This is a genomic window from Pseudotabrizicola sediminis (assembly GCF_004745575.1).
GTDB lineage: Bacteria > Pseudomonadota > Alphaproteobacteria > Rhodobacterales > Rhodobacteraceae > Pseudotabrizicola > Pseudotabrizicola sediminis.
The window spans coordinates 1-17534 of the sequence record NZ_RPEM01000025.1; the positions used below are offsets into that span (position 1 = coordinate 1).

Genomic DNA, 17534 nt, shown 5'->3' on the forward strand with positions numbered 1-17534 from the left:
CGTAGCTTCCGTCACTGTCCGATCTTCGGGGGGTAGCTCAACCATCATCATCAGCCCCCAGAGTTACACGCACTTTTTGTTTGGCCAGCCGGGCGAATTCTCAGATGATCCCCACGAACTGGGACAGCTCAAAAGACAAAACGGTAACTACGATCTTGATTCCGCGTTCGACCAGGCTGACCGTCAGAAGGAAATGGCAGCGGCGATCGCCGCTGGCGCAAACGTAATTTGGTGTCTTTCTGAGGCGAAGCGCATAAACTTCTTCGGCTTCCGCAAAACCCATCTCGGTTATGTAGCACCAAAGGTTGCGAAGTTCGTGGATCACTCTGATCTTATGGTGAAAAAAGGACGGCGGATGGGCGTTGTGGATCCTGACAGCCCCTTCGCTCGGTATTTCGACGTTGTTTCTAACACGGGAGGCTGGACGCTTTGCCTATCAGACCCTGCCGATGGATATGCCTCGATCGCTGAAACGCCTGAAGGCTATAGCTTGGGTGGCAAGCTATCTCTTGGTACGACTTCGGGTTGGCTGATTGCGCCGCCAACTTCCCCCGCAGCAATCAATCAACTCGTTCGTGACAGCATCGCGCTGGAAAAGGCTGACTCCAAGAAAGATAAGTATCATGGCATCTTCCTTAGCCACACTGGCGTTGACAAACCCTTCGTCCGCCGCCTGCGAGACGACTTGCTGGCGCACGGTGTACAGCGGGTTTGGTTGGACGAAGCTGAGATCGAAATCGGCGATTCTCTAATCGCCAAAATCGAGGAAGGTATTAAGGTGAGCCGTTACATTGCGGTCGTCTTGTCACAGAAATCGATTGGCGCGCCTTGGGTAAAGAAGGAACTCGACGTGGCGATGAACCGAGAGATTGCAAGTGGAGAAGTTGTTGTTTTGCCGCTTCTGTACGAGCAGTGCGAACTCCCGGAGTTCCTGAAGGGTAAACTGTACGCTGATTTCTCGAAGGAGGAAGAATACGAGGACGTTTTGGGTAAACTTTTGCGGCGGCTTCGTATTGTCTGATGAACGAGATTTCACTCAGTCCAAGTCTGGAAATTTTGGCCGCAATGACCGATCTCTGGCGGCTCCGTGCGCTAGGTCCCAACGACATAAACCAACACCCGGCTTTTTTGCGCCTGCTTGAAGAATGTAGTCATGGCCGCTCTGACAGCACGACGTTTGGCTTCAAATTTGCTCTGTCATCAGCGTTACGGTCGCTGGGCCTTCCATACAGCCTTCACAAGAATGCAGCCCATCTTGCGTTGCCTGTCAATGAGGCCGCACAGGCTCTCGTCGACGCATTGAGCGCCACCGAAATAAGGCTGGTGCATCTGGCACCACTCGATCTAGCTGATGAATTGCCTGAATTGTCATTTGGGGCAGCAAAGCTATGCCGACTGTCGCCAAACGAACTGCGAGAGCTTTTTGACGAACCTCGGATTAAACGACTTTATCCGCGGCAAGTCTTTGATGCTGAGAGATTTTCGGAATTTCACTGGCTAATTGTCGAAGAGACCGTGGCTCTCGATCCGAAGGTTGGAGCGCGCGCTTTGCCATTCCTTTCTTTCGACTTCAGCCAGGATCTTGGCCGGATTGAACCACATAAGGGGCGGTTCCCGAGGGTATTTGAAGATGCGTTGTTCTTTCTTTTGTTGGGTAAGTGGGAGGAATGGTCCGCAATGGCAGAGGTGGATTGGCGAGGATTTCGCGTGCCTTGGGTTTACACCGCCAATAGAGACCTATTCGTGCGCCCGAACGTCCTTCCTTCCCCAGACACGCTGAGCTGGGAGCCGCATATCTATGACGATGGATATGGTGACACTGTTGAAGTGGAACGTCCGGTTGTGTTTCGCCTCGACGAAGCTTCTCTGGTCGGACTGACTTCGCTGGACCAGAGCTGTTGGGAGATTGTTGAGCGGGCGAGGCAGTCAATTCTATTCGAAACACCGATCGCTCACTTCTTTGTTCGCGCGTTTTTGGTTGACGGGGTGGATGAATTTCTCGCTCATATCACGATGATTGAGGCGGCATTGGGATTGCAATCAGACTACCAGAAGAGCGTTCGTGTTGCACCTGATCGCCACAACCGGATGAGGGCAACGACCAAGGTGCGTGGGCGAATAGCTGGCTTACTCGGCGACGTTCGTTTCGCCGAACAGTATGAACGGCTGTTCAATGTGAGAAGCGCCTATCTGCACGGACGCGCCATGACAACGATCTCGACACAAGAGCAGGTTATCGCGAGGTCGCTGGCGCGCCGAATTGTCGAAGCGCTGATTTCGGCGACCCGGACAGCGTCGGCTTCTTCACGGGAGGACTTTCTCGATGATCTTCTTGATAGGGGAGCTCTGTCCGCATCACGGTTTCCAGCGTCTGGTTCGGGCAGAACCGCCCCCACAGCCAGCGGCTGTGCCCCAGCACCATACTGAACAGCCAGACCTTGCGCAGGACGCCGGGGTCGGCTCCAAACTCGACCTGGAACTCGGCAAAATCAACCTGTGCCTGCTGACCTGCTGCCGTCTCAAAGCGCCGCTCGAACTGCCGGGGCACCGCAGGCCGGATCAGCCGGAGATATTCCGTCAGCGTGGATTAAGCCCCTTCAGTATCCGATGGGGTGGACGCCCCCCGGCGGCATCGAATGTGCCAAAGTAGTGGGTGTTGAAACACTTCTACGAGGAGAGCGTCCATGAACGAGGTTAGCATCATCGGCCTGGATTTGGCCAAGAACGTATTTCAGGCGCATGGCGCTGAGGCAGACGGTTCTGTTTTAATCCGGCGCAAGTTGTCGCGTGCGCAGCTGCTTAAGTTCCTGAGTGAGCAACCGCCTTGCATTGTGGCGATGGAGGCCTGCGCCAGCGCTCATCACTGGGGCCGTGCGATCGGTTGCCTCGGTCACGAGGTTCGGTTAATCCCACCAGCCTATGTGAAGCCGTTCGTGAAGCGCCAAAAGAATGACACGGCCGATGCGGAGGCGATCGCAGAAGCGGCATCGCGTCCGACCATGCGGTTCGTGGCCGTGAAGAGCGAGGAACAGCAGGCAGCGATGATGGCGTATCGAACCCGCGATCTCCTGGTTCGGCAACGCACACAGACGATCAACGCCCTTCGAGCCCATTTGGCCGAGCAAGGCTTCGTCGCGCCCGTCGGTCCCGCCCATGTTGGCCGCCTCGCTGCGGTCATCAATGGTGACGACGGCGCTTTGCCTGCGGCGGTGCGAGATCTGGCGCGGCTGCTCTTGGACCAGATCGCAGGCTTGAGTGAGAAGGTCGCGGACTTGGATGCTGAACTGCGCAGACGTGCAAGCACCACTGTACGGCGGTTGACGACGATTCCAGGCATCGGTCCAATTACCGCGGCGGCGATCACTACATTCGCACCCCCCATGGAAATCTTCGAAAAAGGACGGGACTTCGCGGCACGGGTAGGCCTTACACCGAGACAACATTCAAGCGGTGGCAAGGAGCGGCTTGGCCGGACCTCGAAGATGGGCCAGCGCGACATCCGAAGGTTGCTGATCGTGGGCGCTGTTGCAGTGGTCAGGTGGGCGGCACGCAAGGGCGCCCCAGAAGGCTCATGGCTTGCGAGAATGCTTGATCGCAAGCCAAAGATGCTGGTTGCGGTGGCGTTGGCCAACCGCATGGCACGCACGGCCTGGGCGCTAATGCGCAGAGGTGAAGATTACAGAGATCCGGCGATGGCGACCGCATAGGTCAAGCTCGCCGGGGTGTCGACGCGAATGTGAGCAGGACGGAGGAACGTAAGGGCAAACGGTCATGAGACCAGGTTGGGAGACCCATTATTCCGGACGATGTGCCATCGAGCACGGGTATCCGAACTGGACCCAACCCGCATATCTCCATAAGGGCCCGCGGCGTCTGAAGGCCGCAACTTTGAGGCCGGACACACGACTGCACCTGATCACATGCCCTATCGTGCCAAAAAAGTGCTTGCATTCATGGGGGCGTCCACACACGCCCGGTGTCGCCGCTCTGACGGGATGATGGAGTGCCTGCTAGATGTCCACCATCGGTAGTGGACATCTTGAGGTGAGCGATGGCGGGCAAGAAAGGCCAGAAGAAGCGGGCTTGGTCAGACGAAGAGAAGCTGTCGATCTGCAGGCAAAGGGCTGGACACACCGCTTCCTCTGCATCGCACTTGGCAGCTCGCCCCTAATGGCGAGCGTCATCTCAGGGCTCCTTGTGTCGCGATGCGGCGCAGCATCCACTTGTCGGCCTTCTTGAGGCGGAACAGCGGCATTGGCTGCCTAAGAGCGGTCATCGGGCATCTTGCATCCTGTGGCGAACAACGAGATGCTGTTGCAAAAACGCGGGTGGGGGGCGATGGCCGTGCGTAACGACATATCGGGCTTGCTGGCCTACATCGGAAGAGAAGGTGACTGGCGGGCCCGATTGCAGGACGTGGTGGCCGAACATCTGATGCCAGCGCTCCAGGAATTCGAGATCGACCAAGACGACCTTGCTGAACTGCTGGGTGAGCAATGGTCGGGTGTCCTCTGGGGCTGCGGGTTCGAGGATTTCCTCGGCCGGCAATACGAAGACGGCAATATCGTAGATCTCTACCTGAAGCGCCGGGGCTGGAAGGAAACGGTGCTGAACCGGGCGTATTTTGCGTCCCTGCGGGAAGCGGCTGTCAGCCTATACGAAGTCAGCGATGTTCAGCCCGGCGTTTCGATGGTGCTGCGCGATCTGCTGTCAGATGCGGCACCGGTCACCGTCCGCGAGAAATCCGCCTCCCGAACTCTAAAGCAATGGGACCGGATTTCCGTGCGGGTGGTGCCCGAGCGCGATCTTCATGTCATCTCCGGGGCCCTATTGCCCTTTCGGACTGAGGCTGTGGACTTCCTGTTTGCAGGGCTACGCGATGCCCTTAAACTAAAGAAGCGTGAGGCGCTGCGGCTCTCGCGCGATCAGCTTCTGGGCTGCGCGCCCATCTTCACCTCGGCCTGGCTGTTCATCGAAATTGATCGCGCCCTTACCCCGGCGCAACCACAGTTTACAAATTCGGACGGTGAAGATGTGCTGTTCCACGATCTGCAGTTCGCGCTTGCCGCCGGGGCGACACAGAAGGCGATCGCCGAGCGGCTGGACCTGGTGAAGAGCCTATTGCCCGACGGTGCGAAGTTCTGGAATTGGTTGTCTGCGCGGAAGACGCGAGGCGGCAAGGCAGGGGGCGGCATCATGCTGGACACGCAAATGGAGGGTGCCACCGTACTGGGCTCGCTGGAAATGAAGGGCAAGACGTTGCTCGTGACCGTCAATTCCGCAGAGCGCGCGGCCAGGGTCGAGTCGTTGATCAGCGCGGCCGCTGGGGATCTGTTGGGACCGCCTTTGACCACGATCCGGACGGTGGATCAGATGCGGGCTGACCAACGGCATGACGGGCCGCGCAACGGAGCCGACAAAATCCCGCCCGAAATCGCGCGCCAGCTCATGCAAGAACATCTGGACAAGCATTACCGCGAAACGCTGGACACGCCGATTCCGGCGCTCGGCGGCAAGTCCCCGCGCCAGGCGGTGCGCAGCGCGGTTGGGCGGCAGCAGGTAATCGACTGGCTGAAGCTGCTCGAAAACCGCACCGCCAAGCATGGTGACGGCCCGATTGCCGAATACGACTTTAGCTGGATGTGGACAGAGCTCGGGCTGGAATGGCACAGGATGTAAGTTGGGGCCGTGTCTTCTCCGATCATCATCGGCCCTTAGCCGCCGGTCCGGTAGGCCTCATGCTGCTTGACAGCAATCCTTAAAGCAGCTTTCGGATCAATGCCGCAGAAGAACACAGACTGCTCTGCTATCACCCAAACTCACAGCCGCACCGCCGGAGACTTCCTCCCGCGCCCTGCCCGCTTCCACCAGTGCTTTTGGCTGATCTCCTTTGGCCCGTGCCCAATGCCTCGAGCCTTCGGCATATAACGCTCCTTGGCTGCGATCATCAGGATATTGCGGCAGCCCGTGTAGGGCTCCGGGTAATCGTCGCCGTCGATCTCGACGGTCCGGCTGGTGAATTCGCCCAGCGAATGGGGCGAGTGGAAGAAGGCGTTGAACTCGACGCGGCCTGCCTCGCCGACTGGCAGGGTCTCAGGCGCACGGGGCGCAGTGCAGAGCCTCTTGCCCGGACCAGTGATCCTCATTGGAGGTGTGGGGTTGTATGGCGAATGCAATTGCACGCTTGTGAGATGCATCCCTCCGCGTTTAGGGTTTGACGGCATGTGACGGCAGGGGCTGTGACGAGCAAGCAGAGTGTGCCGAGGGCCTTTGTCAGAGAATAATTCGTTACGGCCGACGAAGAGGTCTGGCCCTCCATCGACGCCGCCGCCCCTTACGAAGAAGGCGGCCCAATTGCTCGCAAAGGATTCAACTATCAGGACGAGATCGCCGTCGGCTTCGTTCTGAAGATGTTGGCCAACCCCCAGCTGGTGAAAATCCATTTCGAGACACATGACGATCTGGTTTTGGTCTGGGACATCGGCGCGCCGCCGCTGATCGCCGAGCTCGTTCAGGTCAAGGGCGGCGAAGCGGACAAGCTCTGGTCCGTCGCGGACCTGTGCCATCGCCGCCGCCGCTTCAGACCAAGAATATTGGCCCGCATCAACGGCAGAGCAAAAAGTGGACTATCCTACCACTTCCGTGGCAAACTTTTGCACTGCCGGTCTCACTCTATCCGCGCCTTCTGTTCTAGCTGGTCGGCAAAAACTAGCGAAAATCCCGGATACTCTGGCTGACTAGGTCACGAAATGCCTTCACGGAGCGAAGTTCACCAACCATGCGTCGATAGTATACGTTGATTGGCATCTCCCATAGAGGTTCTGCCAGTCGAAGTTCAGACAAGCCGGCACTGCATGCGGATCGAGCGAGGGGTGGCATGAGAAGCAACACCAGTTCCGAGGCGCGGACAAGACTGGTAAGCGCCGCTGCAGAGTTGGTGCGTAGCGTGATCCTTGGGGCAGGCAATCCACGCAATGCCATGTAGTGCTGGGCACGATTGAAGAAGCTTTCGTCCTCGTAGAAACCAGCCCAAGGCGCGCTGACAAGTTCTTCTGGCGATACGCAGTCGCGTTGGGACAGCGGATGGTGACGGTCCGCAACCGCCAGCATGGGCAGTGTTGTTATGAAATCTTTCGCTATGTCCGGCGAGTCGAGGCTTGGCATGGACCCGGCGGCCAGTAGCACGTCGATTTTCCCTGATAACAATTGGCCTGCCAACTGATCGCCCACGCCAGCAATCATGTCGATGGGCATACCTGGAAATCGTGCCCGCAGTTCGATCAGAACATCCGGCATTATCGTCGTCGTCCAAGCCACGCCAGCACCAAGCCGGAGGTGGGTGATCATACCCGAGCCGATCGCCGCAATCTCTTCTTCTGCCAACCGCGTGCTGTTTCGCATGCTGTTGGCATAGCGATAGAGCACTTCGCCCGCCGCAGTAGGACTTACACCGCGCGCTTGGCGCACGAACAACTCGGCGCCGAGGTCGTCCTCAAGATGGCGCAAGCTCATGCTAAGGGCCGGTTGCGAAATGCCGAGATTTTCCGCCGCATGTTTGATGTTGCCCAGTTCGAAGACGGTCAGGAAATGAAGCAGTCTGCGGCTCAGAAGAGGGTGCGCCATGTATCAATTTTTCCTATAGCTTAAGCAGAAAGATATATTTTTACTTATTTTCTTGATGTGCAAGTCTTTTGGTCAAGGAGAGGAAATCATGCGCACGATCTTTGTTTTATTTGACAGCCTTAACCGAAGCGCGATGGGGGTTTACGGTGGAACTTCCGTCAAAACGCCCCACTTCGACCGGTTCGCGCAGCTCGCGATGACATTTGACCGCCACTATGTCGGTTCGCTGCCATGCATGCCGGCGCGGCGCGACATGCACACCGGTCGGTTGAACTTTACCCACCGCAGTTGGGGGCCTCTGGAGCCGTTCGACAACTCGTTTGCGGAACTGCTGAAGAAGCAAGGCACCTATACGCACATGATCAGCGATCATCTGCATTACTTCGAGGATGGCGGCGCTGGGTTTCATACGCGTTTCAATAGTTGGGATTTTATCCGTGGTCAGGAGTATGACCCTTGGGTGGCCATGGTTAAGCCACCCCTCGAACGCTTTCGCGAGATCTATGACGAGCGCCACTATCCCTTGACCCGCGAAAGCAAGCGCTTTCAGGCGATGATCAACCGGGAGGCGATCTGCGACGAGGCCGATTTTCCTGGTCCCAAATGCTTTGCCGCCGGGCTCGAATTTCTGGACAGGAACCATGCGGCAGACGACTGGATGCTCATGCTGGAATGCTTCGACCCGCATGAGCCTTTCCATGCGCCCGAGCGATTTCACGACGCATATGACCCCAAGGCTGGCAAGGTGCTAGACTGGCCGCACTATGAACGGGTCATCGAGAACCCTGAAGATATTGATGGGATTCGGGCCAACTACGCCGCGCTGGTCGCCATGTGCGACGACTATTTTGGCAAGTTACTGGATTATCTGGACTCCCATGACATGTGGAAAGATACGGCGGTGATCCTGACCACGGATCATGGTTTCTTGCTGTCCGAGCATGATTGGTGGGGCAAATGCCGGATGCCCTACTATGAGGAAGTCAGTCACATCCCGCTGATGATCCATGATCCCCGGTTTCCGCAGGCGGCTGGACAGAGGACTGGTGCGCTGACCCAGACCGCCGATCTGATGCCGACCTTGCTGGGGCTTCATGGTGTGCCTTTGCCCGAAGAAGCGCGCGCCCGTGACTTGTCGGTCGTCTTGGCCGAGCCCGCATGCAATGGCCGCGACGTCGCGGTCTTTGGCGTATTTGGCGGCCCGATCGGGGTCACCGATGGTGCCCATGTGTTGTATTACTACCCGCCCGACTGGCAGGCCGAGGGATTGCGGGAATACACACTTGCACCACAGCACATGACGGGTCCTTTCGCGGTTCGCGAGCTGAAGACTGCGCGGCTTTCAGAAGGATTTGACTTTACCAAGGGGGTGCCCGTGCTTTCGATCGCGGCCCTGCCGGATGCTCCGCGCGTACCGATGAATGATGGTGCGGGCTTCGTCGACGTTGGGACACGACTTTACGATTTGATCTCAGATTCGGCCCAACAGAAGCCGATCAACAATCCCGAATTGACGGCCCGCCTCTTGAGCCAGGCCGTCGACGTGCTTCGGGACCACGACACGCCCGACGAGGTCTACCAATGGTATGGCCTGCCGGTACCAGAGAAGACAGAAAGGGAGGAAATTTATGAAAATGCTAAATAAAGTTGCTGCGGCTGCATTCGGCCTTGCGATGCTCGGCGGGCCTGCCATCGCCGAGTTCCCCGAGCGAAACATTCAAATCATGTATCCTTGGGCACCGGGTGCCACCATGGCGGCCAGCCAAGTGATCGCCGATGCCATGGGCCAGAAGCTGGGTGTCAATATTTCTGTGGTGTCTACCCCGGGAGCCGGCGGCGTCAAGGCCTTCGAAACCGCCCTCGCCGCTCCCGCTGATGGCTACACGCTGTTTGACGGATATGTGGCACCGCTTGTCCTGCAACCCATGCAGGGCAATGCCGATTGGTCCTATACTGATTTTACCCCTCTCTGGTCGGCAACCTCGAACGCATTCGCCATCGCCGTGCGCGCAGACGAAGACCGCTTCGCTGACGTGACGGCGCTTCTGGACCATGCCGCAGCCAATCCCGGTGACCTGCGCTATTCGCCTGGGTCTGCCGGAGCGTTGCCGCACATGGTTGCCGCGAAGGTGATGCAGACAACCGGGGCGGTTGCGCAGCTTGTGCCTTACCCCGAAATAGATAACGCAGTGCGCGACTTGCGCGGCGGCATCCTTGACTTCATCGTGATCAACCCTGGAGTCTACAACATCAACAAAGACGACGTGAAGATCCTGTCTGTTCTTTCGACGCTTGATCGCTCTTCGGAAACCTATGGTGGTGCGCCGCTAATCGGTGCCGCCGGAATCGACATGGGTATGAGCAACCTTTCTCCTATGGGGTGGGACTGGTGGCTGGTCCACAAGGAAACACCCGCAGACGTGGTCGCCACCTTGCAGGCGGCCATGGGCGAGGTTGTGAACGATCCGACAGTCCAGAAAAAGCTGTTGGATATGGGTTATGTGCCGACCTTGTTCAGCCCGGATCAATACCAAGAGATTGTTGGCCCGGTGGCCAAAGAGCTACAAGGCGGCATCGACGCCATTTCCTGGGAAAAGGAAAAGCTAGACGCTCTGTAAGCGAAAGGAATGAACGACAGGTAAGGTCGCCCGCGCGGCGGCCGTCTTCTTCGGCGAGACTGCACCAAGGGAGAAAAGATGGCATGAACCGAGTTAGGATGCAAACTTACGACTGGATTGTCTGGGCGTTGTTCTTGGTCGTTCCTTTTGTGATTTTTTGGCAATCGGCTACTTCTCTGGCCGATCAGGGCGTGGCCAGTGGCGGCCCGATGGAGAATGCTGCACAATTCCCTCGGATGGTCGCTTGGCTGCTGCTCGGCCTGTCGGTGCTGAACGGTCTGCGCCTTGGGCTGAACCGTATTTCTGAACGGTCGCCTCTTGAACCGACACCGACAACGCGGTTGGCACTTGTTACCTCGGGCGGCTTTCTTGTTTATCTGCTTATGCTTCCCTATCTTGGTTATCACCTGTCGACACCCATTCTGATATCGGCGTTGCTGATCCTCTTCGGCCTGCCTGCCATTGCATCGGCGTTGGGAGCCCTGGTCATGTCGCTGATGGTGGCCGCAGTGTTCGAGGGGCTGCTGAACGTAGTGCTTCCCGTGGGCCTGTTCCAGATCTCAGTTTTCGGCTGAAACATGTTCGACCTTTTGACACTGGGTGCGCCCCTTTTCTTCACTTGGCAGGCTGTGCTGCTGACTGCAGCTGGCATCGTGGCGGGCCTATTCATCGGTGTTCTGCCGGGCCTCGGGCCGCTAATGGGTATTGTCCTGATGCTGCCCGTCGCCTTTCATCTGCCGCCGATCCCGGCAATGGGGATGCTGATCGCAATATATGTCGGCGGCTCTGCAGGAGGTTCGATCTCGGCAATCCTGCTGCGCATCCCAGGGACACCGCTTGCTGCAGCGACGCTGTTCGACGGCTATCCAATGGCGCAAAAGGGAAGGGCGCAGGATGCCATTGGCCTATCGATCACGTCGTCTGCGATTGGTGGGCTAATTGGTGGACTGGTCCTGCTTTTCTGTTCCCCGCTGCTGGCTGCCTTTGCGCTTCGGTTCGGACCGCCCGAATATGCGGCCATGGCGTTGCTCGGCCTGCTGACCATCGCCGTCGTTTCCGAAGGCTCTACGCTTAAGGGTCTGATCGCGGGTGGGTTTGGGCTGGCGCTTGCCACTATGGGGACAGATGAATTCACAAACGCATACCGTTTCACTTTCGGCAATTTCAACCTGACCAGTGGGCCGCACATCGTTCCCGTGGTTGTCGGCCTGTTCGCCTTGTCCGAGGTTTTTTTCCAGATAGAAAGCGGCAACTTTCTAGCGAGCCCGAATATTCAGAAGTTGAGGGTTTCCTTTCGTGCCTTGCGGCTCTTGGCTGCGCACAAGGTCAACCTGGTCAGATCCGCCCTAATCGGCACTCTGATGGGGGCTATCCCTGGGGCTGGCGGTGATGTCAGCGCCTTCATTTCTTACGCCGTTGCACGCCGGATGGCGCGCCCCGGGGAACGATATGGTGAGGGGGCCGAGGGCGGTGTGGTCGCTACCGAGGCCGCTAACAACGGCTGTTGCGGTGGTGCGCTGATCCCGTCGCTGTCGTTGGGCATCCCTGGTGATGCCTCGACAGCCGTGCTTCTGGCCGCACTGTTCCTGCTCGGGTTCTTTCCGGGGCCGGAGCTGTTTCGCTACAATGCTGATATCGCCGGTGGCATTTTCATTGCCTATCTGATGGGCAATATTGTGCTTCTGGTCATGGGGATCGTGCTGGTACCTTTCTTTGGCGCGGTGCTGAAGGTACCGAAAGCATGGTTGCTGCCCGCTGTGTTGCTACTTTCGACCATGGGCACCTATGCGCTTCAGAACTCGGTTTTCGACCTGTGGGTGATGCTTGTATTCGGAGCCATCGGCTATCTGTTGCGTCGGGCCAGTTACCCACTGGCACCAATTATCATCGGGATGATTTTGGGCCCCGTGCTTGAGAACAACTTCCGCCGGTCGATGCTGATATCGCGTGACGGACTGAACATATTCATCGAGCGTCCGATAAGCGCGACGATCCTTGGACTTGTTGCAATTATGCTGGTCTATGCAGTGTTTACGATTCTTCGCGGACACCTACGACATGCGAGCGTGGTAAATAGCGAATGAAGACCGTGACAACATTAGGCCGAGGCTGTGTGGAAACGCCGTATCAATTCAGGGTGACTTCGGCTGACCGGCATCTCAGTCGACCAAGGTCGTCCGAGGGTCACATCGCTTTCCACCACGCCTCTGGGTTGCTTCTGACGCCTATGGTTCGGCCTGACGGAATTGTTGCAGACCGCGATCAGCAGCATTGCCCGCATCAGCCCCCTAACGCCGATCAGGGCTGCCATCCGCTTGATGGCCGCGGTTGCCTTTGGGCTGAGCTATTCGTAATCGAAGCCCTGATTGGTCACATCACGCGCGACGATAAGATGAGTCTCGGTATCGACGGCGCTTTGGCCGGGTTCTGTCTATGGGCTCCAACGCCAATCAGCGGCTTGCGCAATTCACAAGCGGTGTTCCGCGACACGTTATTGCGCAGGGCTTTGGCTGAGGTCCAATGCGCTCCGTGATGATGTGTTGGGCGCACTTTACCTATCATGGCTTCACCCGTCGTGTGGTGCTTCCAGCGCGAAGGGACTTACCATGAACCTTGCCGCATTAACTGGACCATCTCGCATGAAGCCCACCTTTAAGATCGTTCTCTGCCACCTCCGTCGCTATCCTACCAAGTGTGAGTCATGCTCCTCGAACCGCATCGAGGGCGGACTAATCCAGCATTGTGCATGAAGCTATTTTTCAAGATTTGCGAAGACTTGTGCACCAAGGCTCCGCGTTGTGTCTGTGGACTTGTTCGGCAGCCCTTTACTGTCCCGCATAGCCATCAAGTACGGGCGGGCTGGTTTGGGCAATCCGTTAACAAGAGCGGTAAACGAACCGCTGGAATGCTTACGTATTATTACTTCGCCTTCCTGATAGATTTTCACCACGTCCCCAACTTCGAATTTACCTTCAGTAACAGTTGTACTAGGAAATGTCATGGCGCTCCGCTGAAGCCTTAATTTGCCAAGATATGGCTGAGCACAATCTTCTTTGAATTCATCTATACTTCGATCGTAAACAACGATAACATCTAACAGATCTGCTTGCGTGTTGATCCACACGATGATTACCCGATCAACGAGATGGATGGTCTTTTCATTCAGGTGAACGCCAGTTGATGTTGTAATCGTCTTGACCGAGACCTTGAGACCGTCGGGATCCATAAGGTCATATCCATGCTCATTGTTTTGAGTTGACAACTTGACCCCAAGATAATCTGCAACGAAGGCTTCCCCGATAACACCCGTGTGAGCGCGAAGTTCTTGAGGTGAAATTCCAGCCTCGATTCCAGCGATGTAGGCTGCACGCGTGGTTGCAATATAAGTTCGATACGACATTTCTAAGTCCATGGTAATTTTGGTGACTTGACAAAGAATAGCCAAGGCGTGGCGTATGGCCTATATTCTTCAACATCTTACGATTTGACAACTACCATTTGCAGAAGACATCAAGATCATCATTCGTCAATTCTCGACAGCCTGCCTTGGCCACGAACTCCTAAAGTTCGCCATGTCCTGACGAATCAAACGCACAGAAAGGACACTAATTATTTCAAATCGTAGCTGCATCTACTCACGATCCAGAATTTTCGTAGATTGTCGGCAGTCCATACTTTTCCACTAAATGTCCGCAGTCCGGCAGCATTGAGTGCCCCCGCCTGTGTTGGAAAGCTCCGACCATTTACTTCCTGCAAGGCGGCTAAGATGGTCGCGCGGTGCAATTCCTTAGTGCCAGAGTGCAATTTCTCGTGCTCACGCCAATTTTGGAAATGCTGTATAGGGTCGAATATCTTCCCATCGAGCATAATTGGGTCAGGCGGCAGGGCAAGAGTTCGATCCACTGGTAAGCCTTCACGGATGAAAGGGTGCGGTCTCCAGCCCCTTGTCTCGGTAAATGCGATACTTATAAAAGTTGCACGAGCGGACGCTTTCACGACGATTTTCCGGAGTTCTGACGCACTTTCTGGTGTTGCTCGATCTGGAGCAAGCTCCAACAGCGCCACCTCGCACTCCAAGACGCCACTCACATCTTTGACATAGCGCATCACAGCCTCTCGCTGGTACCGTATTGTTCGGCTTTGCATGGCGGCGGTTTCCACATCGCGGGAAAGAGCCGTGAAGCCTGCCCATGGGACAGGGCGGGTCCAGTAGACACCAATGAATTGTTGGATCGACATGCGGAAAATCCCGACGGTAATGCAAAGTCATGGCGAAATGTGGCTTCTATTGTCACGGATGACGAGGGGGTATTTGCCATGACGAACAGAGACCCTGACACAGGACTTGCCCACTTGATAAAGGCTTGCCTCCTCGGAGGCGCAATCGGAGATGCTTTGGGTGCAGACATTGAGTTCGCATCACTTGCGCAGATTCTTCGGCGGTTTCCGAAGGGGTTTGAAAATCTGCCGCGACATGACGGTATCAAAGGAGCGATCACCGATGATACCCAGATGACCCTGTTTACTGCCGAAGGGCTGATCCGTGCCAGCGTCCGATATGAGGAACGCGGGATCTGCGATCCCGCTTCGGTTGTTCATCACGCACTTCTGCGCTGGCTAAGCTCCCAAGGCAGTGTGCCCAAGATGGAGGTCGATGGCACAGGACTGATCTGCGATCGGCGGCTTCACGCGCGCCGCGCCCCCGGCAACACCTGTCTATCAAGCCTACAGTTTGCCAAAGCATTTGGCGACTTGGCGCGCAACGACTCCAAAGGCTGCGGCACGATCATGCGGGTTGCACCGATGGGCTTCGTGGCACCGGATAGTATCAGAGACTTAGCGATGGAAACCTCCGCCCTGACCCATGGTCACCCAACCGGACAAGAAGCTGCAGCAGCTTGGGCGCTGATTCTTGCGGCTTTAATCACAGGCACAGAGATTGAGAAGGCAGCCACTGGGCTGATCAACACCTTCGACAGTGAGACCGATCAGGCTATCCGACTAGCGATAAAAGCGCCGCGGGACGGCGCGCCAGAGACGGTCGAAAGTCTGGGCGGGGGCTGGATCGCGGAAGAAGCCCTTTCCATCGCGCTCTACGCCTGTCTTTGCGCGCGGAATTTTGAACATGGTCTGACCATCGCCGTCACTCACTCCGGCGACAGCGACAGCACCGGTGCTATTGCGGGCAATGCGTTGGGCCTCATCTTTCCCGATCAAGTCTGCGGCCATCGATGGGCACGACAAGTCGAATGCGCGGATCTAATCGAGAAAATTTCCCGCGATCTGGCGCTTGCCGTGTCGGGACCGGCGGAGAAACTCGGTGATGTCTATCCAGGCTGTTGAGGCCGCGAATGGAAGCGTCACTTTGGTGTAAGGGGAAGATTGGGCCTGGAGCACTAACACGCGATAGCTCTTAAAAACCCGTCAGATCAACGAGATAATTCATTCTGGCGGTGAGTTCTGCCGGCTATTCGTTAGCGTGTAGCTCATAGCTTTCGATTTTCGCAGAGGCCGAACCGAGCAAAGAAAATGACTCTAGGGGAACGTATGAGAACATATGACATCATTCCAGACATACACGGCCAAGCGATCAAGCTCGAGGTCGCACTTGCGGCTCTTGGTTGGCGGCGCTGGGCGCTCAGTTGGGCCCATCCAGATCCAGATCGGATGATCGTTTTCCTTGGTGATTTTATAGACCGTGGGCCAGATAGCCGCTCCGTGCTCAAGACCGTGCGCGAATTGGTCGACTCAGGCAAGGCAAAGGCGATCATGGGAAATCACGAGCTTAACGCATTGCACTACCACACCCTAGACCCCTATGACGGGCACCCGCTTCGCTCACGTGGAAGAAAAAATACGCAACAGCATCAAGCTTTTCTGGCGCAATTCCCGCTTGACGATCCGCAGACGCGGTCTGCGCTGGAGTGGATGCACAGCCTGCCTATGTTTCTCGAAGAGGACGGATTTCGTGCCGTCCACGCCTGTTGGGATGATGCATCTATCGGGCGTTTGAAAGATCTGACTGAGAATGGCGTGCTATCCGAACAACAGCTGATCCTTGCTGCGGGGCGGGGCAATCCCGACGAGATGTTCACATTGGCAGAGCGGATCGCCAAGGGCCCAGAGCATCCGCTGCCCGATGGATATTCGTTCACCGACAGCGACGGAACAGAGCGCCATCGTGTGCGCCTGAAATGGTGGTATGCAACGGCGCGAAACTGGCGCGATATCGCAGTTTCGGTGCCGTTTATAGACGATCTGCCAGACACAGATCTGCCGCAAACCGTTACTGCGCGTACTTATCCAACAGACGCCCCGCCGGTGTTCTTCGGGCACTTCTGGCTACGCGATACCCCGCTGCTGCAAGCCCAAAATGCACTTTGTCTCGACTACTCGGCGGGTAAGGATGGCCCGCTCGTTTCTTATGTTCTATCGGATCTAGCTGAACCGCTAACCCTGGAAAATATTCGCGTCCACCCGGCGATCAGCTAGGCCGACAATTAATCGGTCGCCATTGGCTAGAGCCGTTCAACTCTCGGCATTTTGCTAAGGAACGCCTGATTAACTGCTTCGGCTGCGCCCAGATGGCGTCCTGATCGCTTCTGCCGCAGCAGGACGACCTTCTGTGGCCGGGGATCCCGCTTTCAGGTATAGCGCAGGGGCCGCTTCGTGGTTGTCGAGCAGAACTCAGTGCCGGCATTCACAGCCAGAGAACTTCCCGGGCCGCGAGTCACGAAGAACATGCGCAACGGGAGATTTTGTCCGACATAGCTGATGAGCGGATGGCTGGATCGAGGCAGAACTTGAGCCGATCGCCAAAAACGACGCGTCGTCATTCTTCGGCAGGCAAGTCGCTGAACATGCTGCGAAGCTCTTTCTCCCGTGCCACCTTCGGTTGACGGGAATAAGACACGTCCAGTTCATGTATTGCCCCAGATGTGAAGAAGCACGGCGGGCTGCCTTTCCGCATCGTTTCTCGGTCTGCGCAAAATAGCATTTCAAATATTTCTATTCTCGCCACATCTGCGTCCGCCGCTTCCAGAACTGGGCGGAGGTTACGATGGAAGAAGTCCGTGCACTGGTCCTCGAAGAGAAAGGCCATGCCGAGCTTGCTGGCGGCCCATGTCCGCAGAGCACCGTACTGGTAGTACAGAGGGTTTCCCGGTGTTGGGCGGATGTACATGGGGGGCACCACAGGAGGGCCGTAGCCGCGCGCTCTCCAGGTGTGAAGGGTGGTTGGATTGACGTTGAGTAGGCTCCAGACTCATTGATCGTCATAGCCAGAACATGACG

Annotated in this window: 15 protein-coding genes; 11 read left to right on the top strand and 4 right to left on the bottom strand. The window is 56.8% G+C overall.

Going from position 1 to position 17534, the window contains the following annotated elements; all coding sequences use genetic code 11:
• From EEB11_RS18445 to EEB11_RS20415, 5 genes are all read left to right on the top strand, one after another.
• Nucleotides 1–1021, top strand: a 1021-nt coding sequence (locus EEB11_RS18445; protein ID WP_135433947.1) for a toll/interleukin-1 receptor domain-containing protein, incomplete at its 5' end; no start/stop codon positions are given.
• The gene (locus EEB11_RS18450) at nt 1021–2427 is read left to right on the top strand and encodes a hypothetical protein (RefSeq protein ID WP_210134465.1); all 1407 of its coding nucleotides are present in this window, start codon (nt 1021–1023) and stop codon (nt 2425–2427) included. The genes EEB11_RS18445 and EEB11_RS18450, both read left to right, overlap by 1 nt.
• A gap of 257 nt (nt 2428–2684) precedes the next feature.
• Nucleotides 2685–3707 carry an IS110 family RNA-guided transposase gene (locus EEB11_RS18460; protein WP_135433949.1) on the top strand — a complete coding sequence of 341 codons (1023 nt, stop codon included), beginning with the start codon at nt 2685–2687 and terminating at the stop codon, nt 3705–3707.
• Between the two features lie 631 nt (nt 3708–4338).
• Nucleotides 4339–5679 carry a DUF7986 domain-containing protein gene (locus EEB11_RS18470; protein ID WP_135433951.1) on the top strand — a complete coding sequence of 447 codons (1341 nt, stop codon included), beginning with the start codon at nt 4339–4341 and terminating at the stop codon, nt 5677–5679.
• 725 nt (nt 5680–6404) lie between these two features.
• Nucleotides 6405–6737, top strand: coding sequence for a hypothetical protein (locus tag EEB11_RS20415; protein WP_354002111.1), 333 nt, complete (start codon nt 6405–6407; stop codon nt 6735–6737).
• Here the strand turns inward: EEB11_RS20415 and EEB11_RS18480 are convergent.
• Complete coding sequence (locus tag EEB11_RS18480; RefSeq protein WP_135433954.1) at nt 6709–7623, bottom strand: LysR family transcriptional regulator; 915 nt, start codon at nt 7621–7623, stop codon at nt 6709–6711. The two genes, EEB11_RS20415 and EEB11_RS18480, sit on opposite strands and share 29 nt — an antisense overlap.
• An 88-nt stretch (nt 7624–7711) precedes the next feature.
• On the opposite strand from EEB11_RS18480, the gene EEB11_RS18485 reads away from it, so the two are divergent.
• The 4 genes from EEB11_RS18485 (at nt 7712) to EEB11_RS18500 (ending at nt 12325) form a co-directional block, all read left to right on the top strand.
• Nucleotides 7712–9268: a sulfatase gene (locus tag EEB11_RS18485; protein ID WP_135433956.1), complete on the top strand. Its 1557-nt coding sequence runs from the start codon at nt 7712–7714 to the stop codon at nt 9266–9268.
• Entirely contained in the window at nt 9210–10241 is a 1032-nt protein-coding gene (locus tag EEB11_RS18490) for a Bug family tripartite tricarboxylate transporter substrate binding protein (protein ID WP_245299004.1), read from the top strand. Before EEB11_RS18485 ends, EEB11_RS18490 begins: the two co-directional genes overlap by 59 nt.
• 98 nt (nt 10242–10339) lie before the next feature.
• Nucleotides 10340–10816 carry a tripartite tricarboxylate transporter TctB family protein gene (locus EEB11_RS18495; RefSeq protein ID WP_167852813.1) on the top strand — a complete coding sequence of 159 codons (477 nt, stop codon included), beginning with the start codon at nt 10340–10342 and terminating at the stop codon, nt 10814–10816.
• Between the two features lie 3 nt (nt 10817–10819).
• Nucleotides 10820–12325: a tripartite tricarboxylate transporter permease gene (locus EEB11_RS18500; RefSeq protein WP_135433961.1), complete on the top strand. Its 1506-nt coding sequence runs from the start codon at nt 10820–10822 to the stop codon at nt 12323–12325.
• Nucleotides 12326–12993: 668 nt separating this feature from the next.
• On the opposite strand, the gene EEB11_RS18505 is transcribed toward EEB11_RS18500, so the two are convergent.
• The gene (locus EEB11_RS18505) at nt 12994–13641 is read right to left on the bottom strand and encodes a hypothetical protein (protein ID WP_135433963.1); all 648 of its coding nucleotides are present in this window, start codon (nt 13639–13641) and stop codon (nt 12994–12996) included.
• A 209-nt stretch (nt 13642–13850) separates the two neighbouring features.
• Nucleotides 13851–14480: a hypothetical protein gene (locus EEB11_RS18510; protein WP_135433965.1), complete on the bottom strand. Its 630-nt coding sequence runs from the start codon at nt 14478–14480 to the stop codon at nt 13851–13853.
• 78 nt (nt 14481–14558) lie between these two features.
• Between EEB11_RS18510 and EEB11_RS18515 the strand changes: the two genes are divergently transcribed.
• Nucleotides 14559–15584 carry an ADP-ribosylglycohydrolase family protein gene (locus EEB11_RS18515; protein ID WP_135433967.1) on the top strand — a complete coding sequence of 342 codons (1026 nt, stop codon included), beginning with the start codon at nt 14559–14561 and terminating at the stop codon, nt 15582–15584.
• Between the two features lie 204 nt (nt 15585–15788).
• Complete coding sequence (locus EEB11_RS18520; protein WP_135433969.1) at nt 15789–16733, top strand: metallophosphoesterase; 945 nt, start codon at nt 15789–15791, stop codon at nt 16731–16733.
• Between the two features lie 340 nt (nt 16734–17073).
• Here EEB11_RS18520 and EEB11_RS18525 read toward each other — a convergent pair whose 3' ends face one another.
• Nucleotides 17074–17424, bottom strand: coding sequence for a hypothetical protein (locus tag EEB11_RS18525; RefSeq protein WP_135433971.1), 351 nt, complete (start codon nt 17422–17424; stop codon nt 17074–17076).
• Nucleotides 17425–17534: the final 110 nt, after the last annotated feature.

What these genes read in the sequence shown, in the direction of transcription:
- EEB11_RS18450 (WP_210134465.1), top strand. Translation starts at nt 1,021, where the DNA reads ATGAACGAGATTTCACTCAGTCCAAGTCTGGAAATTTTGGCCGCAATG.
- EEB11_RS18520 (WP_135433969.1), top strand. Translation starts at nt 15,789, where the DNA reads ATGAGAACATATGACATCATTCCAGACATACACGGCCAAGCGATCAAG.
- EEB11_RS18495 (WP_167852813.1), top strand. Translation starts at nt 10,340, where the DNA reads ATGCAAACTTACGACTGGATTGTCTGGGCGTTGTTCTTGGTCGTTCCT.
- EEB11_RS18525 (WP_135433971.1), bottom strand. Translation starts at nt 17,424, where the DNA reads ATGTACATCCGCCCAACACCGGGAAACCCTCTGTACTACCAGTACGGT.
- EEB11_RS18510 (WP_135433965.1), bottom strand. Translation starts at nt 14,480, where the DNA reads ATGTCGATCCAACAATTCATTGGTGTCTACTGGACCCGCCCTGTCCCA.
- EEB11_RS18485 (WP_135433956.1), top strand. Translation starts at nt 7,712, where the DNA reads ATGCGCACGATCTTTGTTTTATTTGACAGCCTTAACCGAAGCGCGATG.
- EEB11_RS18460 (WP_135433949.1), top strand. Translation starts at nt 2,685, where the DNA reads ATGAACGAGGTTAGCATCATCGGCCTGGATTTGGCCAAGAACGTATTT.
- EEB11_RS18505 (WP_135433963.1), bottom strand. Translation starts at nt 13,641, where the DNA reads ATGTCGTATCGAACTTATATTGCAACCACGCGTGCAGCCTACATCGCT.
- EEB11_RS18515 (WP_135433967.1), top strand. Translation starts at nt 14,559, where the DNA reads ATGACGAACAGAGACCCTGACACAGGACTTGCCCACTTGATAAAGGCT.
- EEB11_RS18470 (WP_135433951.1), top strand. Translation starts at nt 4,339, where the DNA reads ATGGCCGTGCGTAACGACATATCGGGCTTGCTGGCCTACATCGGAAGA.
- EEB11_RS18500 (WP_135433961.1), top strand. Translation starts at nt 10,820, where the DNA reads ATGTTCGACCTTTTGACACTGGGTGCGCCCCTTTTCTTCACTTGGCAG.
- EEB11_RS18480 (WP_135433954.1), bottom strand. Translation starts at nt 7,623, where the DNA reads ATGGCGCACCCTCTTCTGAGCCGCAGACTGCTTCATTTCCTGACCGTC.
- EEB11_RS18490 (WP_245299004.1), top strand. Translation starts at nt 9,210, where the DNA reads ATGGCCTGCCGGTACCAGAGAAGACAGAAAGGGAGGAAATTTATGAAA.